General features: G+C 38.1%; 23 protein-coding genes. 3 read left to right on the forward strand and 20 right to left on the reverse strand.

The window, feature by feature from the left end:
* Nucleotides 1-658 precede the first annotated feature (658 nt).
* The 13 genes from cysK to OC533_RS07455 all read right to left on the reverse strand — a co-directional run bounded on the left by cysK (nt 659) and on the right by OC533_RS07455 (nt 16,705).
* Entirely contained in the window at nt 659-1,585 is a 927-nt protein-coding gene (gene cysK, locus OC533_RS07395; protein ID WP_010990298.1) for a cysteine synthase A, read from the reverse strand.
* Between the two features lie 115 nt (nt 1,586-1,700).
* Entirely contained in the window at nt 1,701-2,585 is an 885-nt protein-coding gene (gene hslO / locus OC533_RS07400) for an Hsp33 family molecular chaperone HslO (RefSeq protein ID WP_003760045.1), read from the reverse strand.
* Nucleotides 2,586-2,599: 14 nt separating this feature from the next.
* Entirely contained in the window at nt 2,600-3,379 is a 780-nt protein-coding gene (locus tag OC533_RS07405; RefSeq protein WP_003772472.1) for a type III pantothenate kinase, read from the reverse strand.
* A 115-nt stretch (nt 3,380-3,494) separates the two neighbouring features.
* Nucleotides 3,495-5,567, reverse strand: coding sequence for an ATP-dependent zinc metalloprotease FtsH (ftsH, locus tag OC533_RS07410; protein WP_185501640.1), 2,073 nt, complete (start codon nt 5,565-5,567; stop codon nt 3,495-3,497).
* Between the two features lie 347 nt (nt 5,568-5,914).
* On the reverse strand, nt 5,915-7,861 hold the full coding sequence (locus OC533_RS07415; RefSeq protein WP_194322840.1) for a bifunctional tRNA lysidine(34) synthetase TilS/hypoxanthine phosphoribosyltransferase HprT: 1,947 nt from the start codon (nt 7,859-7,861) through the stop codon (nt 5,915-5,917).
* A 110-nt stretch (nt 7,862-7,971) separates the two neighbouring features.
* Nucleotides 7,972-8,400, reverse strand: coding sequence for a S1 domain-containing RNA-binding protein (locus tag OC533_RS07420; RefSeq protein WP_003718298.1), 429 nt, complete (start codon nt 8,398-8,400; stop codon nt 7,972-7,974).
* Nucleotides 8,401-8,550: 150 nt separating this feature from the next.
* Nucleotides 8,551-8,937 carry an FtsB family cell division protein gene (locus tag OC533_RS07425; RefSeq protein ID WP_003760032.1) on the reverse strand — a complete coding sequence of 129 codons (387 nt, stop codon included), beginning with the start codon at nt 8,935-8,937 and terminating at the stop codon, nt 8,551-8,553.
* A gap of 224 nt (nt 8,938-9,161) precedes the next feature.
* The gene (locus OC533_RS07430; RefSeq protein WP_003760031.1) at nt 9,162-9,428 is read right to left on the reverse strand and encodes an RNA-binding S4 domain-containing protein; all 267 of its coding nucleotides are present in this window, start codon (nt 9,426-9,428) and stop codon (nt 9,162-9,164) included.
* Nucleotides 9,429-9,462: 34 nt separating this feature from the next.
* A complete protein-coding gene (locus tag OC533_RS07435) occupies nt 9,463-11,052 on the reverse strand; it encodes a polysaccharide biosynthesis protein (protein ID WP_112120360.1) in 1,590 nt (529 codons plus the stop codon).
* 30 nt (nt 11,053-11,082) lie between these two features.
* Nucleotides 11,083-14,622 carry a transcription-repair coupling factor gene (gene mfd, locus OC533_RS07440; RefSeq protein WP_194323762.1) on the reverse strand — a complete coding sequence of 1,180 codons (3,540 nt, stop codon included), beginning with the start codon at nt 14,620-14,622 and terminating at the stop codon, nt 11,083-11,085.
* Between the two features lie 124 nt (nt 14,623-14,746).
* Nucleotides 14,747-15,301: an aminoacyl-tRNA hydrolase gene (pth, locus tag OC533_RS07445; protein WP_194323764.1), complete on the reverse strand. Its 555-nt coding sequence runs from the start codon at nt 15,299-15,301 to the stop codon at nt 14,747-14,749.
* Nucleotides 15,302-15,407: 106 nt separating this feature from the next.
* Nucleotides 15,408-15,992, reverse strand: a complete 585-nt coding sequence (locus OC533_RS07450; RefSeq protein WP_194323766.1) for a GNAT family N-acetyltransferase — start codon at nt 15,990-15,992, stop codon at nt 15,408-15,410.
* 89 nt (nt 15,993-16,081) lie between these two features.
* Entirely contained in the window at nt 16,082-16,705 is a 624-nt protein-coding gene (locus tag OC533_RS07455; RefSeq protein ID WP_003760021.1) for a 50S ribosomal protein L25/general stress protein Ctc, read from the reverse strand.
* A gap of 293 nt (nt 16,706-16,998) precedes the next feature.
* Between OC533_RS07455 and OC533_RS07460 the strand changes: the two genes are divergently transcribed.
* The 3 genes from OC533_RS07460 to OC533_RS07470 all read left to right on the forward strand — a co-directional run bounded on the left by OC533_RS07460 (nt 16,999) and on the right by OC533_RS07470 (nt 19,089).
* Nucleotides 16,999-17,940, forward strand: coding sequence for an L-lactate dehydrogenase (locus OC533_RS07460; protein ID WP_003772488.1), 942 nt, complete (start codon nt 16,999-17,001; stop codon nt 17,938-17,940).
* A gap of 76 nt (nt 17,941-18,016) precedes the next feature.
* Nucleotides 18,017-18,691, forward strand: coding sequence for a DNA alkylation repair protein (locus tag OC533_RS07465; RefSeq protein WP_194323768.1), 675 nt, complete (start codon nt 18,017-18,019; stop codon nt 18,689-18,691).
* A 65-nt stretch (nt 18,692-18,756) separates the two neighbouring features.
* On the forward strand, nt 18,757-19,089 hold the full coding sequence (locus OC533_RS07470) for a putative heavy metal-binding protein (RefSeq protein WP_003725735.1): 333 nt from the start codon (nt 18,757-18,759) through the stop codon (nt 19,087-19,089).
* A 48-nt stretch (nt 19,090-19,137) separates the two neighbouring features.
* Here OC533_RS07470 and OC533_RS07475 read toward each other — a convergent pair whose 3' ends face one another.
* The 7 genes from OC533_RS07475 to OC533_RS07505 all read right to left on the reverse strand — a co-directional run bounded on the left by OC533_RS07475 (nt 19,138) and on the right by OC533_RS07505 (nt 26,037).
* On the reverse strand, nt 19,138-19,599 hold the full coding sequence (locus OC533_RS07475; protein ID WP_194322838.1) for a YehR family lipoprotein: 462 nt from the start codon (nt 19,597-19,599) through the stop codon (nt 19,138-19,140).
* A 349-nt stretch (nt 19,600-19,948) separates the two neighbouring features.
* Nucleotides 19,949-20,905, reverse strand: coding sequence for a ribose-phosphate diphosphokinase (locus tag OC533_RS07480; protein ID WP_003764989.1), 957 nt, complete (start codon nt 20,903-20,905; stop codon nt 19,949-19,951).
* Nucleotides 20,906-20,955: 50 nt separating this feature from the next.
* Nucleotides 20,956-22,329 (reverse strand): bifunctional UDP-N-acetylglucosamine diphosphorylase/glucosamine-1-phosphate N-acetyltransferase GlmU, encoded by a 1,374-nt coding sequence (gene glmU / locus OC533_RS07485; protein ID WP_010990291.1) that lies wholly within the window; start codon nt 22,327-22,329, stop codon nt 20,956-20,958.
* Nucleotides 22,330-22,717: 388 nt separating this feature from the next.
* On the reverse strand, nt 22,718-23,026 hold the full coding sequence (gene spoVG, locus OC533_RS07490; protein ID WP_003722726.1) for a septation regulator SpoVG: 309 nt from the start codon (nt 23,024-23,026) through the stop codon (nt 22,718-22,720).
* 118 nt (nt 23,027-23,144) lie between these two features.
* The gene (gene spoVG, locus OC533_RS07495) at nt 23,145-23,453 is read right to left on the reverse strand and encodes a septation regulator SpoVG (RefSeq protein ID WP_003728886.1); all 309 of its coding nucleotides are present in this window, start codon (nt 23,451-23,453) and stop codon (nt 23,145-23,147) included.
* Between the two features lie 686 nt (nt 23,454-24,139).
* Nucleotides 24,140-25,348 (reverse strand): ABC transporter permease, encoded by a 1,209-nt coding sequence (locus tag OC533_RS07500; RefSeq protein WP_010990290.1) that lies wholly within the window; start codon nt 25,346-25,348, stop codon nt 24,140-24,142.
* Complete coding sequence (locus OC533_RS07505; protein WP_185539058.1) at nt 25,345-26,037, reverse strand: ABC transporter ATP-binding protein; 693 nt, start codon at nt 26,035-26,037, stop codon at nt 25,345-25,347. Before OC533_RS07505 ends, OC533_RS07500 begins: the two co-directional genes overlap by 4 nt.
* Nucleotides 26,038-26,073 lie beyond the last annotated feature (36 nt).

A 26,073-nucleotide genomic window follows, 5' to 3' on the forward strand; every position in this document is an offset into this window, starting at 1 on the left:
GGTTTTTCTTTTCATTTTTTGCATTAAAAAACCAGTGTGGAAAAAGGGAGTAAACCACACTGGTCAAAAAGGGAGTTTAGGAATTTCATTCTAAAAAGGGGAAAGAATGAATTGTTTTGCTTGTTGTTAGCTTATGACTATATATTAACCAAGTTTTCGGTGGATACACTGTGATTTTTGTTAAAGTTTCATGAGATTTTCCGGTTTTTCTTTTCATTTTTTTGCATTAAAAAACCAGTGTGGAAAAAGGGAGTAAACCACACTGGCTAAAAAGGGAGTTTGGGATTTTCATTCTAAAAGGGGGAAGAATGAAAATGTTTTGTTGTTGTTAGCTTATGACTATATATTAACCAAGTTTTCGGTGGATACACTGTGATTTTTGTTAAAGTTTCATGAGATTTTCCGGTTTTTCTTTTCATTTTTTTGCATTAAAAAACCAGTGTGGAAAAAGGGAGTAAACCACACTGGCTAAAAAGGGAGTTTGGGATTTCCATTCTAAAAGGGGAAAGAATGCAAATGTTTTGTTGTTGTTAGCTTATAAATACATATTAACTAGAAAAAGAAAATTTACGCTGTGCATTTGATTAGAAAATAGTAAGAAATACATTTATTTCTTATCATAAAAAAAGAACCTAGAAAATCTAGGCTCTCTGGATTACTAATCTTCAAAATTATAAAGCGGTGTGCTTAAGTAGCGTTCGCCGTTACTTGCAACGATTGCGAGTACTTTTTTACCAGCACCAAGTTCTTTTGCAAGGTCTAGAGCGGCTTTAATAGTTGCTCCGGAAGAAATACCTACTAGGATACCTTCTTTTTTCGCTACTTCGCGTGCTGTTTCAAGCGCATCTTCACTTGAAACTTTCAAAATGCCATCATAAACTTTTGTATCTAATGTATCTGGTACAAAACCAGCTCCGATACCTTGGATTTTATGAGGCGATGGAGAACCACCGCTAAGTACTGGGGATTCTTCTGGTTCAAGAGCATAGATTTTAACATCTGGGTAGTTCTTTTTAAGTACGTGTCCTACACCAGTTACTGTTCCGCCTGTTCCTACTCCTGCGATGAAAGCATCTAAGCCATCTTTACCGAAAGCTTCAACGATTTCTGGTCCAGTTGTTTCTTCATGGACAGCTGGGTTTGCTGGATTGTGGAATTGTTGAGGAACGAAATAATTATTTTCTTTTGCAAGCTCTTCTGCTTTAGCAATTGCGCCTTTCATGCCATCTGGCCCTGGAGTTAACACTAATTTTGCACCATAAGCTTGAAGTAATTTACGACGTTCTATACTCATTGTTTCTGGCATTACGAAGATTGCTTGGTAACCTTTTGCTGCTGCTACCATTGCTAGTCCGATACCAGTGTTACCACTAGTTGGTTCGATAATTGTATCTCCTGGTTTTAATGCACCTGATTTTTCAGCGCTTTCGATCATCGCATTAGCAATACGATCTTTTACGCTACCACCCGGGTTTTGGAATTCTAATTTCACATATACGTCGGCGCTACCTGCTTCTGGCAAACGATTAAGTTTCACAATAGGTGTCTTTCCAATTAAATCAGTGATCGAATTTACAATTGTCATTTTTAAAGCACTCCTATCTTTTTTAGGTCTTTCATATAGTTTAATTAATTCCGACCTATTTTGTCAAGTTTAATCACTTTTAAAAAAAGAGCACCCAGTCAGGCGCTCTTTTTCATCATTTTGCTTCTTCGTATAGTTTTTCTAATTCTTCTTCTGAGAAATCGTAGGTGTTACGGCAAAAATGACATTCTGCTTCGGCGCCGTGATCTTCTTCTATCATCGAACGTATTTCTTCTTTTCCAAGTGAAATAATCGCACTGCCAAAACGTTCTTTGGAGCAATTACACTCAAAAGCTACAGGGATTTTTTCTAAAATTTGTAGTTTATCTTCGCCACCTGCGAGTTTAGCTAGAATAGTTTCTGGTGTTTCTCCGGCTTCAATCATTCTTGAAACTGTTGGTAATGTAGAGAGATTTTTTTCAATTTCATCAATGATTTCGTCTGTTGCACCTGGAAGAAGTTGCAGCATGAAACCGCCTGCTGCTTCGATTGTATCATCTGGATTAACAAGAACTCCAACACCCACTGATGAATTGATTTGTTCAGATGTTGCTAAATAGTAAGTAAAGTCTTCGCCAATTTCACCTGAAACGATCGGTGTTTGACCAGTGAAATTTTCTCCAAAGCCTAAATCTTTTACTACTGAAAGCATACCAGACGTTCCTACACCGCGGCGGACGTCTAGTTTTCCAGCTTCATTTAGTTCGCTGAAGTGGACGTGTGGATTTGTTACGTAACCTCTAATTTGACCTTGTGCGTTACTATCAGCTACGATTGGACCGATTGGGCCGTCGCCTTCGATTTTCACGGTTATTTTTTGGTCTTCTTTTTGCATTGCTCCAAGGAAAAGTGTTCCAGTCATCGTTCTACCAAGTGCGGCAGAGGAAACTGACCATGTATCATGTCTTCTTTGTGCTTCCTTGATTGTTTCTGTTGTTACTGCTGCATATACGCGCGCCATGCCATCGTAGGCTAACGCTTTAACTAAATAATCGCTCATTATATAAAACTCCTTTATTTTTCTGTGGTTGGCTTGTTTCTTCTATAGAGAAGTTCCAAACCTTTTAATGTTAAAAACGGATCTAAAATGTCTACTGCGGAAGATTTTTCTGTTATCATCCGAGCTAGCCCGCCAGTCGCTACTACAACCGGACTTGTATTAGATTGCTTTTTCATTTCTGCGATAATTCCTTCGCATTGACCGATGAAACCGTAAAAAATACCCGCTTGCATCGATGCCACGGTAGATTTACCAATAATTTGGCTTGATTCTGCAATGTCTACCCGCGGAAGTTTTGCAGCACGATTGTATAGGGCTTCGGTTGAAATCATAATACCGGGAGCAATTGCGCCTCCTTGGTAGACTCCAGCCTCGTCAATATAGCAAAAAGTGGTTGCAGTTCCAAAATCAACTACAATTACCGGAGTTCCGTACTCTTCTGAAGCAGCGACAGCATTTACGATTCGATCAGAACCAATTTCTCGAGGGTTATCGACTTTTAGGTTTAAGCCTGTTTTTATTCCTGGACCAACGATTAGCGGTCGAATATTGAAATAGCGTACACACATTGTTTCCATTGCGTGCATGATTGGTGGAACGACGGACGAAATAATAATTCCTTGAATATCAGAAGGCGTTAAATTTGCATACGAAAAAAAGTTCAAGACTGTCATTCCTAATTCATCGGAAGTACGATGACGATCAGTTGTCATCCGCCAATGTCTTAGAAGTTTCTGTTCTTTATAAACTCCGACAGTACAGTTAGTGTTTCCCACGTCTATTACAAGTATCATAAGTTTAAATACCGTCCTTTAGAAGATTTTTCTAACGTATCATAACATGTTTTACTTAAAAATCCGAATAATATAGCTTCAAAAAAGAGACTGGGAAAGCCCAGCCTCTTTGATCTTATTCGTCTTTTTTATCGTTTGGAGTTTGCTCAATGTTTGGAGCATCTTCCGAAGTTACTTCTTTTGGTTCATCTTGTGTTTCTTCGACTTTTTCTTCTTTCAAGTCTTCTTTTTCTTCTTCAAAAGATTTACCTGCTACTTCTTCGTCTTTTTCGGAAGGATATTCTGCTTCTACGTCAATCGTATCGATATCTGGAGGCATTACACCGTCATCAAATAGGGAACGAATTTGGCGAGCATCTAATGTTTCTACTTTTAGTAATGTTTCCGCGATAAGTTTATGTTGCTCTTGGTGTTCTGTAATGATTGTTTTAGCGCGGTCATAACAGTAGCGGATTAAGCTTTGAACTTCTGTATCAATTTCGTAGGCGATTTTATCGGAATATCCTTTGTCGCTACCGAAATCGCGGCCCATAAATACTTGACCGTTACCAGAAGTGAATTGAAGTGGTCCAATCTTGTCACTCATACCCCATTCAGTTACCATGCGGCGAGCGAGTTCAGTTGCACGTTCAAAGTCGTTACTTGCACCAGTTGTTACTTCACCAAAAGTAACTTCTTCGGCTACGCGTCCACCGAGTAAACCAGTAATACGGTCCATTAACTCAGCTTTCGTCATTAGGAAGCGATCTTCTTTTGGTAACATTACAGCATAACCACCAGCTTGTCCACGAGGAACGATGGTAACTTTATGCACAACTTCCGCTTCATCAAGTACCATTCCGACGATAACGTGACCACCTTCATGATATGCGACTGTGCGGCGTTCTTTTTCAGATATAACTCGATTTTTCTTAGCTGGTCCAGCAATTACGCGGTCACTAGCTTCATCGAGATCACTCATGTCTATTTCTTTCTTATCGGAACGAGCGGCAACAAGTGCAGCTTCATTCAGTAAGTTTTCTAAATCGGCACCAGAGAACCCTGGTGTACGTTGAGCGATTGCTTTTAAATCAACACTTTTAGCAAGTGGTTTGTTACGAGCATGAACACGAAGTACTGCTTCACGGCCTTTTACGTCTGGACGATCAACCATAATTTGACGGTCAAAACGACCTGGACGAAGAAGTGCTGGGTCAAGTACGTCTGCACGGTTAGTTGCTGCAATAATGATGATACCTTCATTGCCGCCGAAACCATCCATTTCAACTAGTAATTGGTTTAGGGTTTGTTCACGTTCATCGTGACCGCCGCCCATTCCTGCTCCACGTTGACGACCAACTGCATCAATTTCATCAATGAAAATGATACATGGCGCATTTTTCTTCGCATTTTCGAATAAATCACGGACACGGCTTGCACCGACACCGACAAACATTTCTACAAAGTCTGAACCTGAGATTGAGAAGAATGGCACGCCTGCTTCACCGGCAACTGCACGAGCTAGCAAGGTTTTACCAGTACCCGGAGGTCCTACTAAAAGGACACCTTTTGGAATACGAGCGCCAAGTTCCGCAAATTTACGCGGATCTTTTAGGAATTCTACTACTTCAACAAGTTCTTGTTTTTCCTCGTCTGCTCCAGCTACATCTGTGAAGCGAACTTTCTTCTTGTCGTCGTTGTAAAGTTTGGCTTTACTTTTACCAAAGCTCATAACTTTACCGCCTCCACCACCTTGAGACTGGCTCATTAGGAAGAAGAAGAGGATGAAGATAATTACAAAAGGTACAATAGAAGTTAGGAATGTAACCCAACCGCTGTTTTGTTTGGCAGGTACTACTGTTGTTTTCACGTCTTCTTTATCAAGCGTTTTTTGCAAATCGCCAAGTGAAGTATCGCTATTTAAAGCGTATGTTGTGAAAGCAGTGCTGCTTGTTTTACTTTGGCCAAGACCGGTTTTTTTGTCGTCGGAGCTTTTATCGCTTGATTTAAATTCTCCTTCGATTGTATAAACACTGCGGTCTGGCTGTATTTCTACGGATTTAACTTTACCATCTTCTAATTTACTCACAAATTCTGAATAGCTAATATCTTTGGCTGCCTCTTTATTTGAATTAAATGAAGCAACAATCCCAATAATAACAAGGAATATTATGACATAAAATATCGCATTTCTAAAAAACCTGTTCATTCCTTACCTCCTCCCACGTAAGAGCTTGGATTCTTACTTTCTCTGGACTTTTACCCCTTTAAAAGTTGTTTTTTACTAATAGCAGATTTAGAAACAATGTTTTCTTCCCCTGATTATTAAAAACATATCCGTTTCGCTTTTTCTCTCACGAAGTTATTCTATTATTAATTTAGATTTTTTAATATTTATTGATACAATTTTCACCTTCGAAAACTAAGACTAATGATAGCATACCGAATCTAGATTGCCCACTATTTTGCATGTTTGGCAGCAATTTTTTTCTTTTTGTTTTCGAAAAAGGTATCTATTACATTTTAACAAAAAATAGTTCTGTTTGTTAATTATTTTCACTCGCTATAAATTTCTGGTTTTAAAATACCGATATATGGTAGATTACGGTAACGTTCAGCATAGTCTAGGCCATATCCAACTACAAATTCATTAGGTACAACAAACCCTACATAGTCAGCTTCAATTGCCACATTTCTTCCAGCTGGTTTATCAAGCAAAGTAACCAGTTTAACTGATTTTGCTTTGCGATATTTGATTAGGTCTACTAGGTAACTAAGTGTACGACCGCTATCAATAATATCTTCAATTATAAGTACATCGCGACCTTCTACTGAAGCATTCAGGTCTTTAATAATTTTCACTTCACCCGATGATACTGTACCATTTCCGTAACTGGAAACATCCATGAAGTCCATCTCTAAGTATGTGTCTATTCTTTTAAGTAAATCAGTCATAAAAGGGGTTGCGCCTTTTAACACGCCTACCACTAATGGGTTACGTCCTTCATATTCCGCTGTCAACTCACGACCAAGTTCACGAATTTTCTCTTGTAATTCGTCCTCCGATATCAGTACTTTCTGAATATCATTATGCATGCTCTCGTTTCCTCCTATATTTCGAGTGTACCTAATAATGTATTGCTTTTTGCTACGACTAAATTCTCGGTCATATGCAGACTTTTTCACGCCGGGCACCCAAAGGATTTTTCCAGTATAGTCTGTAATTACGGGTAAATTGTCGCGTTCTTGCCTTGGTATTTTGGCATCGATGAAAATATCTTTTAGTTTTTTACTACCTGCTTGTCCTTTCATCGTCATCCTGTCGCCGTTCACACGGTTTCGGACGATTAATGGAAGTGTGATGTCTTCTGCATCCAGTAGCATTCCATTTAGCCCATTTGTTTGAACAACAGAACTTTTTAACTTTAAACGGATGCTTGCTTTATTGTCTAATTCAATGCGGTCATTTAGTTCTAATTGATGATAAAACTCAGGAGGAGCATGTCTTTCTCCAAATTGAAAATGGAGTTCGTTGTATGATCTTATAACAGTGAGTTTTTTTGGTAAATCAATAGAGCTTGATGGATTTTCGCTTTGAATCATCTGGATAATCTGGTAGATGTGATTGACTGTAATAACACGGCCATCATCATTGTACAGATACATCAATAGTAAATGAATTGCGCGACGTTGTAAAGGATTCGCTTCATTTTTAAAGTCACTGAGTAAAAGTGTTGATTGTTTGCCGTTTTGAATGAGATTTTTCTTTAATAAATTGCTCGCTAACTCTTCTAAAAACTGAAAATCTTCGCTTGTTTCTTCGGAAAACCTTTTGAAGTGATCATAAACGGCGGGATTTTCTTTAGATAGAAAGGGCAGCAGCTGTGTACGATAACGATTTCTAGTGTATTCTTGGCTGGTATTTGATTCATCGATTTCATATGGCAAAGTGTGTTTGTTTGCGTATTCGATGATTTCGGCTTTTGTAATTGGTAAGAAAGGGCGAATGGCATAACCGCCTCTCACTTCACGTTTTGGTTGTATGCCTGACCAACCGATACTAGAACTACCACGAACTAACCTCATGAGAATTGTCTCGATTTGATCATCCGCGTGATGCGCCAGCACAAGTTTATTTATATTGTTCTCGGCCATTACTTTTTCAAAGAAGTCATATCTGACAATGCGGGCTGTTTCTTCAATGCCTTTTTGCAGCTTCTCCGCGCGTTTTTTTACATCTACTTCTTCTATAAAAAATGGAATATCCCGCTCTTCGCAAAAAGTCTGAACGGCGAGTTGCTCTTTTTCTGCATTTTCTCGTAAATGGTGATTTAGATGAGCAACAGCGATAGCTTCTTTTGGAACTAACTTAGCTGACCATAAAAAATGGAGCAACGCAAAAGAATCCGGCCCACCAGAAACTGCCACAAGCAATTTATCATCGGATCGGATTAAGTCATGTTTCTCGATATATTTATGTATTCGTTTTTTGGTGTCATCCATTCAAGAAACCCTTCCTTCGAAATTCGGCTCTCACATTTTATCAAAAAGTGCACCGTATTATGATCCAATACGGTGCATCCTTCTATACTTTACAATTAGTTTTTAGCGTTTTAGCCGCGTTTTGCTCCTCGGCCGCCACGTTTAGATTCTGTTTGGCGTTTGATAGTAGTAAGTCTTTCATCACTATCTTTCAAGAATTTAGACATTATATCTTCAAAGCTCTCGGCTGGTTTCACATAGTTTCCAGCAGGTTTTTTGCTGTATTTTGGCTTACGATCATAACTTTTTTCTGGGCGGTCCGGACGATCGACTGCTTTACGAATGGACAGACCAATCTTGCCATCATCACCAATATTCATTACTTTGACAGTAACTTCATCCCCTACAGTTAAGATGTCATTAATGTCTTTAACATAGTTATCTGCTACCTCACTAATATGGACTAAACCTGTTTTGCCACCTTCTAGCTCCACAAATGCTCCAAAATTAGTAATTCCAGTAACCTTCCCTTGTAACTTGTTGCCTACTTCGATCGACATAAAAAAATGCGTCCTCCTTAAAATATCACTCTATTGCTTAATTATAGCTATAATAAAAAGAGTGTCAATCAGTCAAACTCGCAAACTCCAAAAATACTCAACTATATTTTCCCTTTGATTTACCATGGAGAATGACGGCTCGGCTTTGACTTACTCTTTTTGTTTCGAATTTTCTTCGGGAATATTAAAAATAATTTCTCCATCTTTGGATAAATAATATTCACTTCTTGCTAATTTGGCTATGTACTCATCATCATGAAGTTTTTTGATTTGGTCATTTAGCGCTTCTTCTTCATCCTTCATTGCAACCATTTTCTTATCTACTTGCACTTGTTTTTCTTTTTTGTCTTTGAGGGCTAAAACTTGTTTGGTATACGTAATAGTTAGTAGTCCACCAACGACTGCAAAGATAATGGCCATAAAAGCAAGTCTACGGAACAGGGCAATGCGGCGACGATTACGAGTTTTTTTCATTGTTGCGGTATCTTTAATATAGCGGTTTTCTATTCTCGCTACTTTTGATTCGGCTTTTTTCATACATCGTCCCTCCCATGTTCTTATTTGCTCTTATCTGTGAAATTCGGTAGAGAAAAAAACGTTTCTTGCTTAAAATAATATCAATAAATCAGGCATTTGTCTATTGGAATCCGCTTTTTTTATGATATTTTTCTTGACTTTTTTGCAAAAAATTGTTTGTACTTTATTATACGCATTAAAAAATCGTTTGAAATCGGCTATTGTGCGCGATTTCAAACGATTTTTTATCTACTTTCGTCTGTGCGTTCTTCTTTTAAAATTGTATACATTTCTGTTGCTTGTTCTTTCTTTGCATTTTCTTCTAAGCGTTCAATTTTTGCTGTAACGATTTTTGGACCAAAGCGAATCACAAGTTCGTCACCAGATTTTACATTTGTTCCTGGTTTAGCTGTTACTCCATTGACAGCGATGCGTCCTTTTTCAGCTACTTCTTTTGCTACTGTTCGTCTTTTAATTAATCTTGAAACTTTTAAATATTTATCTAAGCGCATAGTTGTTGCCATTTTATTCACCTACTTTATATTATTATTTCCGTGCAACAAACTTACTAAGTGCGAGTAATTTGGAGCCAAACGGAAGGAAAACGAAATCTTTCGGGCCGAGCAATTTGTACCTCAGAGCAAAAACAAGAAAAACGCTTCCGCCAATAGCAGCACTTGTTATAGCTTGGAATGCACTTCCGAGTCTAGTACTTAACGGTGCGAACCATTCGAACAAACACGGAACTACTGCCATTAAAGCTAACGCAGCAACTAATCTTAAAATCATTGTTTTCTCTACAAATGGTACACGAATGGTCTGTTTTAACGAAACGTAACAGATGATTAGGACTATCAGTAGGCCAATACACGTTGAGATTGACGCGCCAATAGTTGCAAGTCGTGGTATTAGTATGCTGCCTGTAATCCATTTTACAATAAGACCGATTCCAACACCAACTGCGGGCACGATGATTTTTCCGAAGCCTTGTAAAATACTACTCAGCATTACAATTAATGAACTTAGGAAAACGGCGGGCATGAATAATTGTAAGACAAAGGTTCCATCTGGCGTTTGAAATAGCATTTGATTTAAAGGGCGCATAATAACGATTAATCCAACAGTTTCTGCTCCCGATAAAATCAAAGTAATTTTAACCGCTAATAAAATGGAGCGTTTGAGTTCTTTTTGTTGATTTTGAACCCTTGCCGCAGTAATCATTGGAACAAGCGCAAGAGCGAGCCCCGTTGATAACACAAGTCCTAATTGCAAAATTGGCTGCCCGCGGTCGTATATACCTTTGAGTGATTTAGCGATAAATTCCGGAATTCCCGAATCGCTCATTAACCGGTAAACTTGAAAAGAATCCACTAATTGAAATAAAATCAGCATGGAACTGACCACACAGATCGCTACACTTTGCCGTAAAAAAGCCCGGCCAATCCCCACTTTTTCTTCTTTATTTGCAAATACAGCAGGTTGTAATCCTCCTCCAAGCGCGACTTTTTTATTATAAAAGTGGCGCAAAATAAAGATTCCGGCAACCCCGCCAAAAAATGCACCGCTCATCGCCATCGAGCCTGCATCATATAGATTAAGTCCCAAATTGAGCGCAAGTCCTGCACCAATTAAAATAATAGCTACTCGAATTATTTGTTCGACTGTTTGAGAAATGGCGGTTGGTATCATGTCTCCCTCGCCTTGAAAAAATCCGCGCATGAACGCGAGTTGTGGCATAAGTAAAAACACAAAACTAATAACGCGAATCAACTCAGAAAGGGCTGGATCGCCCATCATGATTGCAATCAAACCTGCAAATATGAACAAGAAAGCAAAAATCACGATGCTTACAATTCGAAGCATCCGGGAGACAGCGCGCATAATTATTTGCTGTCTTCTTAAGTCGCCCTCTGCTTCTGCCAGCATTTTAGAAATAACAACCGGGAAGCCTCCAAGCGCAAGTGTCATCGCAATTCCATATATTGGATATACTTGTTGAAAAATATAAAATCCAACATCCCCCACCATATTTTGAAAAGGTACTCGGTAAACTGCACTAAGTAATTTAGAAATAAACGAGGCAGCGGTTAGCCAAGCCGCTCCTTTCATTAGTCCCTTCATGGAACGTTCTGACATCCCGCCACCTCCTTTCGTCTTAATAATGTACTACTTTTCGGTAGATACTTGTTCTTTCATAGCTCCACGAAGTTTTTCAGCTAAACTTTTCACTTGATATAGCCATTCTTTTAAAGGTTTATTTTGGACATTTATAGTGATTTTCAGCTGTGTTCCTTCCATGCCGACTCCAACCATACGACCAAATTCGCCAATAATTTGCATGACGATGTCTCCGCGAATTCCAGCTGTTCCGCTTTCTGAGAATAACATCGTAATTTTATTTTGTTCTTGTTTAACTGACTCAATTCCAACTTCAAGCGCATGTACTTTGAGCTCTGTCATCGTAAATAAATATTCAACTTCTTCTGGATACTCACCGAAACGGTCAATCATATCGCTTTGCAAGTCTTCTAGGTCGAGTAACGATTCAATATTTCGGAAACGTTTGTACATCTCAATTTTTTGGCGCCCGTCAGTAATATAATATTCCGGAATGTAGGCATCTGCTTGAATGTCGATTTCGACTGGAACGATTTGTTTTTGTTCTTCTTTCGGTTTTTTCGCTTCAATTGCTTCTTTTAGCATTTGCGAGTATAGATCGAAGCCGACCGAATCAATAAAGCCGTGTTGTTGCGCTCCAAGGATATTTCCAGCCCCACGAATGGATAAGTCGCGCATTGCAATCTTAAATCCAGAGCCTAACTCGGTAAACTCTTTAATGGCTGATAAGCGTTTTTCAGCTTCCTCACGCAAAATTTTATCTTTTTGATACATAAAGTAAGCATATGCGATTCTGTTCCAGCGTCCTACCCGTCCGCGCAATTGGTACAGTTGTGATAGTCCCATACGGTCAGCATCTTGCACGAAAAGCGTATTAACGTTCGGAATATCTACTCCGGTTTCAATAATAGTTGTCGTAACAAGTACATCGAATTCTCCTTCAAGGAAACTTAAAATAACCGATTCTAATTCCGATTCACCCATTTGACCATGAGCCGTTGCAACGCGTGCATCCGGAACCATTGCAGAAATTTCATCAGCTTTTTGTGTAATTGATTCAACACGGTTGTAAAGATAATAAACTTGTCCATCCCGCGCCAACTCACGTTCAATTGCCTCGCGAACTAAAACGTTATTTTGCTCTGCTACGTATGTTTGAACTGGAAAACGGTTCGCTGGAGGCGTTTCGATAACAGATAAGTCACGAACGCCGAGCATAGACATGTGAAGTGTTCTTGGAATTGGTGTTGCAGTAAGAGTTAGCACATCTATTTTTGAACGCATTTGTTTAATTTTTTCTTTGTGAGTTACGCCAAATCGTTGTTCTTCGTCGACTACAAGCAAGCCTAAATCTTGATACTCAACGTCTTTTGATAATAGGCGGTGCGTTCCGACCACAATATCAACTGTGCCATTTTTCATTCCTTTTAACGTCTCTGTTTGTTGTTTTTTTGTACGGAAACGGCTTAAAAGTCCGATTTCGATTGGGAAACCTTGGAACCGTTCTTTCATTGTTTCATAATGTTGTTGCGCCAAAATAGTCGTTGGGACTAAGAACGCAACTTGCTTGCCATCCATAATTGCTTTGAAAGCAGCTCTTAAAGCCACTTCGGTTTTCCCGTAACCAACATCTCCAACCAAAAGTCGATCCATCGGGCGCGGGCGTTCCATGTCTTTTTTAATTTCTGAAATTGAGCGCAATTGGTCGTCGGTTTCTTGGTACGGAAAGGCTTCTTCAAATTCGCGCTGCATTTCGTCATCCGCACTAAACGCATAACCTTTTTCAGCTTCTCGTTCGGCATATAGTTTGATTAAATCATCGGCAATATCTTGGACAGAAGCTTGTACTTTTTTCTTCACACGCTTCCATTCAGCGCCGCCTAGTTTGTTGAGTCTAGGTGATTTCCCTTCTGCACCAACATATTTTTGAACTAAATCAAGTTGATCCACTGGAATGAAAAGTTTATCCTCACCTTGGTAAACAAGTAGCAAATAATCTTTGTGCACGCCGTTAATATCTAGTGTTTCCATCCCCACATAACGGGCGATACCATGATTAACGTGAACCACATAGTCGCCAACTTTTAATTCAGAATAACTTTGTATTCGTTCTGCATTAGAAAGTTTTTGGCGTTTTTTCACCTTTTTGATTTTTTTATTAAAAAGTTCAGTTTCACTAATAATGGCTACTTTTGCAAGCGGAAGTTCAAAACCGTTTTGGAACGTTCCGATGACAAATTGAACCATACCATATTTCGGTACATCCGATTCTTTTTTCAAAATCGTGCTTTCCATATCGTAATCAGCTAAAGTTTGCTGCATTTTTTCAGCGCGTTCTAAGTTTGGCGCTAAGATAACTACGGCATAATTATTTTTGTGCCAACTTTCTATTTCTGTTTTTAAAACATTCATTTGACCGTGAAATTGCTGCATTTGTTTATAAACGATATTGGTCGTTTTTGACACGCGCATACTTGCCATTTGTTTTTGGAAAAGCGTTAAGTATATTTTGGGCGAATGGTTTTCATCTAATAATTTTTTGAATGAATGGCTTACTTGAACGTCGCGAACTGTTTCCATACGACTTAATGTTTCAGTCTGCCACTCAGCTTCTTCCCGCTCCAAACTTTCTTCGGTTTCTAAAATCCGCGCAAATTCATCGAGTAATATAGCAGTGTTTTTTGGCAAATAATCAAAAAGTGAAGCTGGATCTGGATAAGCTAAACCAATATATTTAAAGAACATGTCTGGTTTTACGCCAGAACGCAGCTTTTCTAAATCTTCTTCTAAATTTTCAACGAGCGCTTGTTTATCTTCGTTTTCTTTTAGTTCATTTAACGTAAGCGTCATTTTCTTTTCTAAACGGGTAACAATGTCAGGATAATAGCTTTGACCTAAGATGATTTCTGTCGCGGGAAGCAAACGGAATTCTTCAACACGTGTTGTCGAACGCTGCGTCTCCACATCAAAGAAACGAAGAGAATCCACTTCGGTATCGAAAAGTTCTATTCTAATCGGAAATTCTTCTGTAATCGGATAAATATCAATGATGCCACCGCGAACACTGAATTCTCCTGGGGTGTTCACCATTCCACTCATCGTGTAACCCATAGTGACTAATTTTTGGCGCAATACATCTGGATCGATTTCTTCGCCTTCAACGATAGATATATTAAAATGTTTCCATAACGAGACAGGTGGAAGCATTTTTCTAAGTCCTGCAACTGGAACAATTACAATTCCTGGTTTGCCAGATAATAAGAAGTCGAGCGCCTCAACACGTTGACCACGCAATTCTGGACTAGAAATACTTAACTCTGAAGAAATTAATTCATCTGCTGGATATAAAAACAATCTATCCACATCTATTAAAGAAAGTAAATCGTCGTATAATTTTTGCGCATGGTACAAATTATGCGTTACAAACACAACTGGCCGCTTAGATGCGCCTTCCACGACACTCGCAAAAAGTGCGCGCGAAGAACCTGTCAGCCCTGTGACAAGTTGTGATTTTTCTTTTTCATCAAGCGCGTTTAAGACCGCGCGAATATCTTTTTGTTCATATATTAATTGTTGTAATCCTTTCAAGGGAAAACAGCTCCTTTTTTGTCAGAAAATTCATTCTATGCAATGCAAGATTAAATCACACGCTAGAAGAAAGACCGAAATACGTGGCAAAAGCATTGCCACGCCTCTCGGATAGTCTATTTTTTTAATTATACTTATTCATTACTTCAATAAATGGTGTTTGCGCAAAATCTTCAATAGCATCTGCGCTTTTTTGAATTGCTGCGATAATATCAGGTTGTTCCGCTTTTGGAAAATCTCCTAATACATAATGGATGACTTCCCCTTTTAAAGGACGACTGACACCCACACGGATACGATTAAACTCTTGCGTCTTGAGGTGTTGAATAATTGATTTCATCCCATTATGACCACCTGCGCTACCTTTTTGGCGCAATCTAATTTTCCCAACTGGTAAATCTAAGTCATCATATACAATTAGAACGTCTTCTATCTGGATATTGTAGTAATCCATTAGCGGACGAATGCACTCACCAGAAGCGTTCATGAAAGTCAGTGGTTTAACTAGAATCATTTTCTCGCCGCCCACATTAATTTCACTTACCATACCGTTAAATTTTGATTTTTTCCAAGGGGTTTGATGGCGAAAACTCAGCTCATCTACTACCATAAAACCGACATTATGCCGGGTACGTTCATATTTTTTGCCCGGATTTCCGAGTCCTGCGATTAATTTCATAAAAGCTTCTCCTTACATGAACTAAACCACTTCACGAATGAACTGGTTTTTGTTTCGATGTTTTTTTGATTATAACACGGATTTCCATTGGTTGAAAGTTTTCCAACTAAGCCTTGTATTCCGCAATTTTATTTTCAATTATTTGCCAAGCTTTTTCGTTTTCTGCTTGAAAGTTTTCTGTTTTCCAATTTTCAGGAGTTTCACCCACGAATTTTTCAAAGCCAAATTTTTGATAAAGATAAATAGCTTGGTAACTTCCTGTCTGCGTTGTTAGATAGAGGAAATCACTTTTGTTTAAGCCGAGAATTTTAGATAACAAGGCTTTGGCGATACCTTTACCGCCGTGCGAGTCGAGTACAGCGACCCAATGAATGCGGCTTGCCATCTCGCCAAATGTATTTCCATCCCAAAGCATTGCGGTCCCGATAATTTCGCCGTCTGGGGCTTCTACAAAGACGCAGCGCTTGGCTAATTTTTCTTTTTCATTTCCAAATTCTGTATTAAAACGCATCCGAATACTTTCCATCGATGGAACTTGGCCAGTTTCTAGTTGCAATCTGCACCAATCTTCCTCCAGCCCATCTCTATAAAAACGAAACGAATAACCTTCTGGCAAACTGAACTCAGGATATTTGGTAGCACTATGATTTACCATTGCAACAGAAATATGTGGTACTGATTTATCAAGCATGAAACCGCCTCCTTCATACAGCTATTATAACAAAAAAAATGGAAGATATCGCAAACAAATGCGAATCTTCCATCCTTATTTATAAAAAATTATTCTACTGGTTCTTCATCATTACCATGTACAGCTTCTGGTTCTGGTGCTTCCGTAGTCGTTGGTTCTTCTTCAGCACGTGGAGCAGAAACGGTAACAACTGTTTCTTCTTCCTCTGCTTGCACGACATAATCTTTGTTTTCAGGAAGGTCGTTTGTAGTTAAAACATCACCGATTTCTAATGAAGAAATGTCTAATTCAATTGTTTCTGGTAATTTTTCTGGTGTTGCTGAAACTTTTACATCATGGATAATTTGTTGAAGTACACCGCCAGCTTTAACGCCTGGAGCATCACCAACTAATACCACGCGAACATCAGTCTCAACTTCTTCATTCATATCAACAGCTAGTAAATCAACGTGCACTAATACGTCTTTTAACGGATCCACTTGATATTCATGTAATAAAACGTTTAATTTCTTGCCGTCTACAGTAACTGAAAATACGGCGTTTCGACCATTGTCACGAACTGCTTTGATTAATTCCAAAGAATCAACGGAAACTGGAACATTTTCCGATTTGTAACCATAAATAATTCCAGGCACTTTTCCTTCACTACGCAATCTCGTTACTTCTGAATGTTGCGTTGTTTCTCTTTTCTGGACCTCTAATGTTGTTGCCATAAAAAATCACTCCACTCATTCAATTTTGGTACATCTATATTATATCTACCCTTTAGAAAAATAGCAAAACAAAGCAAAAGCCTTATTTCTCTTTAAAAGGTTTATAATTCTCAATAAAAGGTAAACAGAAAATAGCGAACCGCTCCTAATGCAGACGCTTTCAAACTGTACTACAGCGTTTTCATAAATTTATTATAACAACTTTTTAAAATTTAGGACGTTCAATGCTTCACAAATGAAAAATACATGTTATACTGTACTAGTAAATAGATTTTTTATAGGAGGAATTCGAAATGAAAGATCATCAAAAAATTATTTTAGTTGGCGACGGAGCAGTTGGTTCTAGTTATGCATTTGCTTGTGTAAACTTAAGTATCGGACAAGAATTCGGCATTATTGACATAGATAAAGACAGAACAATCGGGGATGCGATGGATTTAAGCCACGCCGTTCCATTTTCCACACCGAAGAAAATCTACTCAGCAAATTATAGCGACTGCCATGATGCAGACTTAGTTGTTGTCACTGCTGGGACTGCACAAAAACCTGGTGAAACTCGTTTAGACCTAGTAAACCGCAATATCAAAATCATGAAAGGCATTGTGGATGAAGTTATGGCGAGCGGATTTGACGGTATCTTCTTAATCGCTTCTAACCCAGTAGACATCTTAACTTATGCTACATGGAAATTCTCAGGTCTTCCAAAAGAACGCGTTATCGGTTCTGGAACAAGCCTTGATACAGCACGTTTCCGTATGTCGATTGCCGATTACTTAAAAGTGGATGCTCGTAACGTCCATGGTTATATCCTCGGCGAACACGGCGACACAGAATTCCCAGCATGGAGCCACACAACAGTTGGTGGCCTTCCAATCACTGAATGGATTAACGAAGACGAACAAGGTGCAATGGATACTATTTTCGTAAGCGTTCGTGATGCAGCTTATGAAATTATCAATAAAAAAGGCGCTACATTCTACGGCGTTGCTGCGGCTCTTGCTCGTATTACAAAAGCGATCCTAAATAACGAAAATGCGATTTTACCACTTTCTGTTTATTTAGATGGCCACTATGGTATGAACGATATTTACATCGGCGCACCAGCAGTAGTTAACCGTCAAGGAGTTCGCCACATTGTTGAAATGAACTTAAACGATAAAGAAAAAGAACAAATGAAAAACTCCGCAGATACACTTAAAAAAGTTCTAGACGACGCAATGAAACAAATCGACTAATATTCTCAATTCCTAAAAGCATGCGATTTTGCATGCTTTTTTGTTATACTTAATTTATTCGAGAGGAGTGACGCGTATGATTACTTTTGACCAACTTGACACCGAGCTACAAGCCTTAGAAAACCCCAATACGATTAAAATTTTTCGTAATCACGGTTGTCCGGATTCATTAGATCTTTACGGACTAAAAATTGGAGACTTAAAGAAAATTATCCGCCGTGAAAAATTAACTAAAAACCATGAACTGGCCGTAGAGCTAATCGAATCAAATAACAGCGACTTAATTTATCTTGGTTTACTTGCGGTCAATCCAAACAAAGTAACTACCGAGCAAATCGAAAAATGGAATGTAGCTTTTCGCGAAACATGGTCACAACTCACCTTTGGACTAGCATCGATCGTAAGCAAACGTGATGATGCACTCCTTTTTGCAAAGAAGTGGATTGAGAGCGAGTATGATTTAACTAAATCCATGGGCTGGCAGATTTATAGCGAGCATATTAACAACTTGCCTGAAGCAGAGGCATTACTACAACGCGCGAAAGAAACATTACAATCCGAATCAAACAGAACTCGTTATTCGATGAACGGCTTTATTATCACTTGCGGAATTTGCAAAGACGATTTGCATGAAAAAGCAATTGAAGCCGCAAAATCAGTTGGAAAAGTTCACGTAAATCTAGGAAAAACTTCTTGTAAAGTTCCAGATGCAATTTCTTATATTGAAAAAGCGCGAAATCGGGTAAATTAAGCGGATATCCTTTGACTAGAAAAAGTACTAAGAGGTATGATAAAAGAAAACTGGAGGGATAACTCATGATTGTAACAACCTCACCAAATATTGAAGGCAAACAAATTATTGAGTATAAAAAAATTGTTTTTGGCGAAGTCATTACTGGTGTTAATTTTATGAAAGACATCGGAGCCGGACTTAGAAATTTCTTCGGGGGCCGTTCGCAAGGCTATGAAGATGAACTTATTAACGCTCGCGAGGAAGCAATTCGCGAAATGGAACAACGCGCGAAAGATATTGGTGCAAATGCCGTTATTGGTGTTGACATTGATTATGAAGTGCTCGGTGCAGATAATGGCATGTTAATGGTTACTGCTTCCGGTACTGCCGTTGTTATTGAAGCGCAAGATTATTAAGCAAAAAGAAGTATCCGACTGGTCGGATACTTCTTTTTTACTACTAGCTTATTTTTCGACTTCTTTAAAGCCTTGAGATTTCAACATTTTTTCAGATTCTTTCATACTAATACCTTTAGATACATCGCCAGTTGCTGCCATGCCCGGTAATTTCTTAAGGTCTTCAGAAGATATTTTCGTGTAATCTACTTCTAATGTTTCAATAGCTTTATCATCTTTATAATCAATGCTTTCTTTCAATCCTTCAATATTTTGGAATTTCTCACTTGTTTCTTTAAGCATTTTTTCTGCTTCTTCTTTTGTTTTAATGCCCATTGAAGTATATAACATTGTGTTTTCAGCAGTTTGTTTAGTAACTTTGTCCCCTTTATAAGTGTATGTTAATTTCGAATCTACACCATTTTGAGAAAGCGCAAAGGTCTTACTTTCTTCCTTATCCCCACACGCTACTAACATAACCGCCATAATCATTACAAATAATACTGTAGTTCCCTTTTTTAGCATTTTCATAGATGCTCCTCCTAATTAGTCTTTTGTACTATTATAAGGGTACCTAACAAACAGAGCCATTACAATAGACATTCTGTGAACTTTATCCTCCAAAATCCTTGCGAAAAACTTGTAAGAATCTTCTCGAAAAACAAGTTCAAAACCATTCTAGATACTGCTTTCCGCAACCATTTATCCCGAATTAAAGTTATCACATCTTCATCTAAAACAATGATAAAAATAGACTTTCTCGCCGTTTTCAAAAGGGAGATTTTATATAATGAGTATATTTTCTGTCTTCATAATTGGTTTAATTTAAAAAAGGATTTTTCTATGATAATCACAGAAAAATCCTTTTTAGTTTTAAATTTTATTCAAATAAAGAACTTACAGAAGCATTTTCATGAACGCGAACGATTGCTTCACCAAGAAGAGCTGCTACAGAAAGTTGCTCCATTTTATCGATCCATTTTTCTTCTGGAAGAGCGATGGAGTTTGTTACAACTAGTTTTTCGATTGGTGAATCTTCAATGCGTTTCATTGCTGGGCCAGAAAGAACTGGGTGCGAACAACATGCGTATACTTTTGTCGCGCCAGCTTCACGTAATGCTTTTGCAGCAAGCGTGATTGTTCCAGCTGTGTCGATAATGTCGTCAATGATAATACAAACTTTTCCTTCAACATTTCCAACGATGTTCATTACTTCAGCTACGTTTGGACGCGGACGACGCTTATCAATGATAGCAATCGGCGCTTTCAAACGGTCAGCCATTTTACGAGCACGTGTAACCCCGCCGTGGTCAGGTGAAACTACAACTAAATCATCACCTAAATGACGTTCGCTGAAATAGTCACTTAGAAGGCGAACTGCATTCAAATGGTCAATTGGAATATCAAAGAAACCTTGAATTTGCGGTGCATGCATATCAAGTGTAATCATTCTAGTTGCACCAGCAGTTTCGATTAAGTTTGCTACTAATTTCGCTGTGATTGGTTCACGACTTCTTGCTTTACGGTCTTGACGTGCATAACCATAGTAAGGCATAACAATATTAATTGTTGCTGCGGAAGCGCGTTTCAACGCATCAATCATGATCAAAAGTTCCATTAAATTCTGGTTTACAGGATTACTCGTTGATTGAATAACATATACATGACAACCACGGATACTTTCTTCAATGTTAATTTGGATTTCTCCATCACTAAAATGAGTAACGCTTGATTTCCCTAACTCAATACCTACTTCTTTCGCAATCTCTTCAGCTAGTTCACGATTAGAATTTAGCGAGAAAATCTTCAACTTTGGATCAAAATACTCGTTTGACATAATCAGCCTCCACTATTTTTTATTAAAATTTTAAACTTTCCAATAGGAAATTATTTACCGTGATTCAAATGTTTCGCGTAGCCAAGTTTGTTATCTTGTTTCGCGCGAGCAATACCTAACGCATCTTCAGGAACATCTTTTGTAATTGTGGAACCCGCTGCTATGAAAGCACGATCTCCCACTTTGACAGGTGCAATCAAATTCGAATTACATCCAACAAAGACATTATCACCAATGATGGTTTTTGCTTTATTTTTGCCATCGTAATTAACAGCAATACTTCCGCAACCAACATTGACGTTTTTACCAATTTCCGCATCTCCCATGTAAATGAAATGAGGTAATTTAGTTCCTTCACCGACAACTGCTTTTTTGGTTTCGACGTAATTTCCGATTTTCACATGATTATGAATATCAGATTCTGGTCTTAAGTGAGCGTATGGTCCGATTTGAACATCATCACCGACTTTACTTTCAAAAATCGAGGAATTTCTGACGTGCACGCGTTCACCGATTACACTACTTACGATTTCTGAACCGCTCGTTACCACGCAATCATCACCAATTACAGTCTTGCCACGAAGCATTACTCCTGGCTCAATAACTGTATCTTGACCTATTTTTACATCTATATCAATATACGTGTTTTCCGGATTAACAAGTGTTACTCCATTACGCATATGATTCTCATTGATTCGACGTTGCATTAATTTGGAAGCTTCAGCTAAAGCAATTCGATCATTTACTCCAAGTGACTCTTCGAAGGACTCCATTTTGTAAGCTGCAACAACTTCGTCCGCATCTTTTAAAATTTTAATAACATCTGGTAAGTAATATTCGCCTTGCACATTATCATTAGAGACATTTTCTAAAGCTTCAAAAAGAGCTTTATTATCAAAGCAATATGTGCCGGTGTTAATTTCTGAAATGCGTTGTTCTTTTTCTGTCGCATCTTTATGTTCAACGATTTTTTCGACAATACCAAGATCATCACGGATAATACGTCCGTATCCTGTAGGGTCTTCAATAACGGTTGTAAGAATAGTTGCTTTTGCTCTTTTTTCATGGTGATATTTTAATAAAGCTTCCATTGTGCTAGCTTCGATTAAAGGTGTATCTCCACAAACAACTAACGTCACACCATCTTTTCCTGCAAGTTCTGATTTCGCTTGAAGTACTGCATGCGCCGTTCCAAGTTGTTCATCTTGTTTCACGAATTCGCTCTTACCTGCTAAATGCTCTTGGACTTTCTCAGCACCATGACCTACAATTGTAACCACTTTATCAACATCAAGCGTCGAAATTTGGTCTACTACATGTTCGACCATTGGTTTTCCACAAACAGGATGTAATACTTTGTATAATTTTGATTTCATCCGTGTGCCTTGGCCAGCAGCAAGCACTACAGCATATCGTTTTGACATTATATAGAACCTCCAATATTCACTATTCATCCACTATGAATGATAACGTAAAATTTGCTTTTTTTCAAGAATGCGCCCAAATAAAAACCCCTACCTACGTTTTTTAGGTAAAGAGGAAATTTAAAGTTTTATTTGTTTGAAAATTCCGAAAGATACAGTGTGGTTATTTATTTGCTTACTAAAAGAGGATTTTACACTTGTGCTACAAAAATGTTTGCTTGAATACATCTGTTTTTGCAACATCACTTAAAATCTCCTCCCTGTTTTTACAATCTGCTTTTAATTATACCATAGCCAAAATAGAAGACCAAGGCTATTTATGATTTTTTTCATAGTTATTCTACACAAAAAGGGCTAGCACTAAGCTAGCCCTTGGAAATTTTTTTAATTATTCAGCAGAAACGGATTCAGATTCTTCTTCTGTTACCGCAGTTGCTTCTTCTTCACCAACGCGCTCATATTCAGCTAAAACAACTTCTTGAATTTTTGCACGAGTATCGGAATTAATTGGGTGAGCGATGTCACGGAATTCACCGTCAACACCACGTTTACTTGGCATAGCTACGAATAATCCGTTATTCCCATCAATAACGCGAATATCATGAACTACAAATTCCTCATCTAAAGTGATTGAAGCAATCGCTCTCATTCTTCCATCAGTTTCTACACGACGTAATCTCACATCTGTTACTTGCATTATTAGTCACTCCTTATCCCATTTGCCTCTCTCAAAAAGAATCTGCTTATCCCAGCTAAAATCTCAGGTAAGTATCCCCCAGCTGTTCCCAACAACGTTCTTCCTAACCGAGGATTTTTTAGTTTTCTTCTACAACACTTTCGTCTGCAGAACTTTCTTCGTTTACTGCTGGCTCGTCCGCTACTTCATAAGCAGCTAAAACGGCTTCTTGAATTTTTGCACGGGTGCCTGAGTTAATCGGATGAGCAATATCTCTAAACTCACCATCCGGCGTACGTTTACTAGGCATAGCTACGAATAAACCCTCGTTGCCATCGATGACACGAATATCGTGAATAACAAACTCACCATCAATCGTAATTGAAGAAATAGCTTTCATTCTCCCATCTGTCTCAACACGTCGTAATCTCACATCTGTAATCTCCATTATCTTCACCACCTTATTCTAGTTGCGCTGCTAGTAAACAATGCTCACATGCAACATAAGTACACACTCGAGAAAAATTCCCCCATAGAAAAAATCACTTTTATAAGCAAGCAATATTAACGTAAAATTCTTCCCTATGAACATAATAATAAAAAAAACTAAATTTGACAACTTTGTGAATTGTAAACCAAAAAAAATAGTTTTTCTTTGAAAATCATTGACATTTTCAGATTGTTTCTTCAAGTTTTTGTTTTGTATACAATTTTTATCACTAAAGTAACAAAAACGCCGAAACCATTGCTAGCACAGTATCAAGATGTAATCATCATACTATTTTATGGGCAAGAACGCTAGTAAAATGGTGTTAAAATTATGATTTCTCAAAAATAATTGTATACAATTTACGGAGAATTTATGATTTTTCTGAGATCATATATTTACAATTTTAGATGTCTCTATTCATCTCATCTGAATAAGTCAATAAATAGTGTATACCCTGAAAATCCTATTCTAATGCATGATTCAAGAACTTTTTTCTTTTTTCTAGTAAAAAAAAGAACTAAATCCCGATTTGAAAACGCTTAATTGTGACAAAAACATTAAATATAGATGACAAGACAACTTAAAGCACTAATTTTAGTTAAAAAAAGAAATCCGAAATACACAATTCCGGATTTCTTTTTTCGTTACTCTGATCTTAAAGCGTCGATTGGTCTTAATTTAGATGCTTTATTCGCAGGGGCGATACCAAATATTACGCCGATGCATAAGGAGAATACAAACGAGAAGATAATGGTTCCAGCTGTTATTCCTGACGATATGCCAGCAACCGAGCCGAATATCAATGCGCCTGAAACGCCGATAAGAATTCCAATAATCCCGCCGCAAACACTAATAACAATAGATTCTATTAGGAATTGTAGCAGAATTGCTCGTTTTTTAGCTCCTAACGCTTTTCTTATACCTATTTCTCTCGTTCTTTCACTAACAGAAACAAGCATAATATTCATAATTCCAATCCCACCTACTACAAGCGAAATGGCCGCAATTGCACCAAGCGCAGTAGTTAATGTAGTGCTGATTGTATTGAACGCGTTGAGAATTTCTTGTTGATTAATGACTTGATAAGATGGTCCCATTTGAGCAGAAGAAGCATTTTCTTCTTGTTCTTTTTCATTGCCAAACTTAATAGCGAGGCGAGATTCTAATGTATTTACTACAAAATCAACATCTTCAGCAGATTTTGTTTCTACGTAGATAGTACGGACATTTGTATCTTTTAGTAATCGTTGAGCCGAAGAAATCGGGATAAAGATTTGGTCGTCACTCGAGCCCATCATAGAAGCGCCTTTTTCTTTAAGAACGCCAACTACTTTGTAAGGCATACCATTCAATCTAATTGTTTCACCGATTGGATTACCAAAACCAAATAGATCACTGGCTACCGTAGAGCCTATTACAGCTACTTTCTGGCCATATTCCGTATCAATCGGTAGTAAGAAGCGCCCCTCCTTCATTTCTAAGCTACGAGCCGCTTTGTACTGGTCATTCGTCCCAATGACTTTATTGCTTGAACTTTTATAATCGTATGTTGCATTCACTTGACCAGATAGCTCTGGAGATACACTTTTTACGCCATCGATGTTTTGATATTTCATTACTTCATCATAAGTATACTTGTCATTTGGATTCACCGAACTATTAACTACTGTGATTAAATTGGAGCCTAAATCGCCCATTTGGTCGTCTACTTCTTTCGTCACACCATTACCTAGTGAAACCAACAGAATAACAGAGGCAACCCCAATAATAATACCCAACATCGTTAAAAATGATCTAAGTTTACTTGCTTTTAATTGTTTCCACGCCATTTTCATACTTTGGAGAACATTCATGCTTGTGTCGCCTCCTCGTGGAATAGCTTACCATCTTGAATACGAATACTTCTTGTTCCGTAAGAAGCGATGGTTGGATCATGGGTAATCATAACGATGGTGTTCCCTGCTCTGTTTAATTCCTGTAAGATACCCATTACTTCTTTACCTGTTTTTGAATCAAGAGCTCCTGTTGGCTCATCTGCTAAAAGGATTTGTGGGTTACCGGCAAGTGCGCGCGCAATAGCTACACGTTGTTGCTGCCCGCCTGATAGTTGAGTTGGTAAGTTTTTTCGTTTTTCTAGTAAACCAACTTTTTCTAAGCATTCGATTGCTGCTTTTTCGCGTGCTGAAACACTTAGCCCAGCATAAATTAAAGGTAATTCTACATTTTCAAAAGCAGATAATTTAGGGAGCAAGTTAAACTGCTGAAAAATGAAACCGATTTTCTTATTTCTAATTTCGGATAATTTGTTGTCACTTAATTTAAATACATCTACATTATCAAGGTGATAACTGCCTTCATCTGGAACATCCAAACAACCTATCATATTCATTAAAGTTGATTTACCGGATCCAGATGGACCAACGATGGATAAAAACTCACCTTTTTCAACGGTAAAAGTAACATCGTCTAATGCTTTAAACGTTTCTCCGCCTAGTGTATATGTTTTCGTTAAATTTTTCATGTCAATTAGCGGTTTTGGCATGTTTATCCCTCCTTCATACTATTTATCTAATACGTA

The organism is Listeria sp. Marseille-Q6474 (assembly GCF_946902005.1).
In the GTDB taxonomy this organism is placed as follows: Bacteria; Bacillota; Bacilli; order Lactobacillales; family Listeriaceae; genus Listeria; species Listeria innocua.

Excerpts from the sequence above, each read along its gene's own strand:
- ftsH (WP_185501640.1), bottom strand. The coding sequence starts at position 5,567 with ATGAACAGGTTTTTTAGAAATGCGATATTTTATGTCATAATATTCCTT.
- OC533_RS07430 (WP_003760031.1), bottom strand. The coding sequence starts at position 9,428 with ATGCGCTTAGATAAATATTTAAAAGTTTCAAGATTAATTAAAAGACGA.
- OC533_RS07425 (WP_003760032.1), bottom strand. The coding sequence starts at position 8,937 with ATGAAAAAAGCCGAATCAAAAGTAGCGAGAATAGAAAACCGCTATATT.
- OC533_RS07435 (WP_112120360.1), bottom strand. The coding sequence starts at position 11,052 with ATGTCAGAACGTTCCATGAAGGGACTAATGAAAGGAGCGGCTTGGCTA.
- OC533_RS07465 (WP_194323768.1), top strand. The coding sequence starts at position 18,017 with ATGATTACTTTTGACCAACTTGACACCGAGCTACAAGCCTTAGAAAAC.
- OC533_RS07480 (WP_003764989.1), bottom strand. The coding sequence starts at position 20,905 with ATGTCAAACGAGTATTTTGATCCAAAGTTGAAGATTTTCTCGCTAAAT.
- hslO (WP_003760045.1), bottom strand. The coding sequence starts at position 2,585 with ATGAGCGATTATTTAGTTAAAGCGTTAGCCTACGATGGCATGGCGCGC.
- OC533_RS07420 (WP_003718298.1), bottom strand. The coding sequence starts at position 8,400 with ATGTCGATCGAAGTAGGCAACAAGTTACAAGGGAAGGTTACTGGAATT.
- cysK (WP_010990298.1), bottom strand. The coding sequence starts at position 1,585 with ATGACAATTGTAAATTCGATCACTGATTTAATTGGAAAGACACCTATT.
- spoVG (WP_003722726.1), bottom strand. The coding sequence starts at position 23,026 with ATGCAAGTAACAGATGTGAGATTACGTCGTGTAGAAACTGATGGAAGA.
- spoVG (WP_003728886.1), bottom strand. The coding sequence starts at position 23,453 with ATGGAGATTACAGATGTGAGATTACGACGTGTTGAGACAGATGGGAGA.
- pth (WP_194323764.1), bottom strand. The coding sequence starts at position 15,301 with ATGAAATTAATCGCAGGACTCGGAAATCCGGGCAAAAAATATGAACGT.
- OC533_RS07500 (WP_010990290.1), bottom strand. The coding sequence starts at position 25,348 with ATGAATGTTCTCCAAAGTATGAAAATGGCGTGGAAACAATTAAAAGCA.
- OC533_RS07415 (WP_194322840.1), bottom strand. The coding sequence starts at position 7,861 with ATGGATGACACCAAAAAACGAATACATAAATATATCGAGAAACATGAC.
- OC533_RS07460 (WP_003772488.1), top strand. The coding sequence starts at position 16,999 with ATGAAAGATCATCAAAAAATTATTTTAGTTGGCGACGGAGCAGTTGGT.
- OC533_RS07475 (WP_194322838.1), bottom strand. The coding sequence starts at position 19,599 with ATGAAAATGCTAAAAAAGGGAACTACAGTATTATTTGTAATGATTATG.
- OC533_RS07505 (WP_185539058.1), bottom strand. The coding sequence starts at position 26,037 with ATGCCAAAACCGCTAATTGACATGAAAAATTTAACGAAAACATATACA.
- OC533_RS07470 (WP_003725735.1), top strand. The coding sequence starts at position 18,757 with ATGATTGTAACAACCTCACCAAATATTGAAGGCAAACAAATTATTGAG.
- glmU (WP_010990291.1), bottom strand. The coding sequence starts at position 22,329 with ATGTCAAAACGATATGCTGTAGTGCTTGCTGCTGGCCAAGGCACACGG.
- OC533_RS07450 (WP_194323766.1), bottom strand. The coding sequence starts at position 15,992 with ATGCTTGATAAATCAGTACCACATATTTCTGTTGCAATGGTAAATCAT.
- OC533_RS07405 (WP_003772472.1), bottom strand. The coding sequence starts at position 3,379 with ATGATACTTGTAATAGACGTGGGAAACACTAACTGTACTGTCGGAGTT.
- OC533_RS07455 (WP_003760021.1), bottom strand. The coding sequence starts at position 16,705 with ATGGCAACAACATTAGAGGTCCAGAAAAGAGAAACAACGCAACATTCA.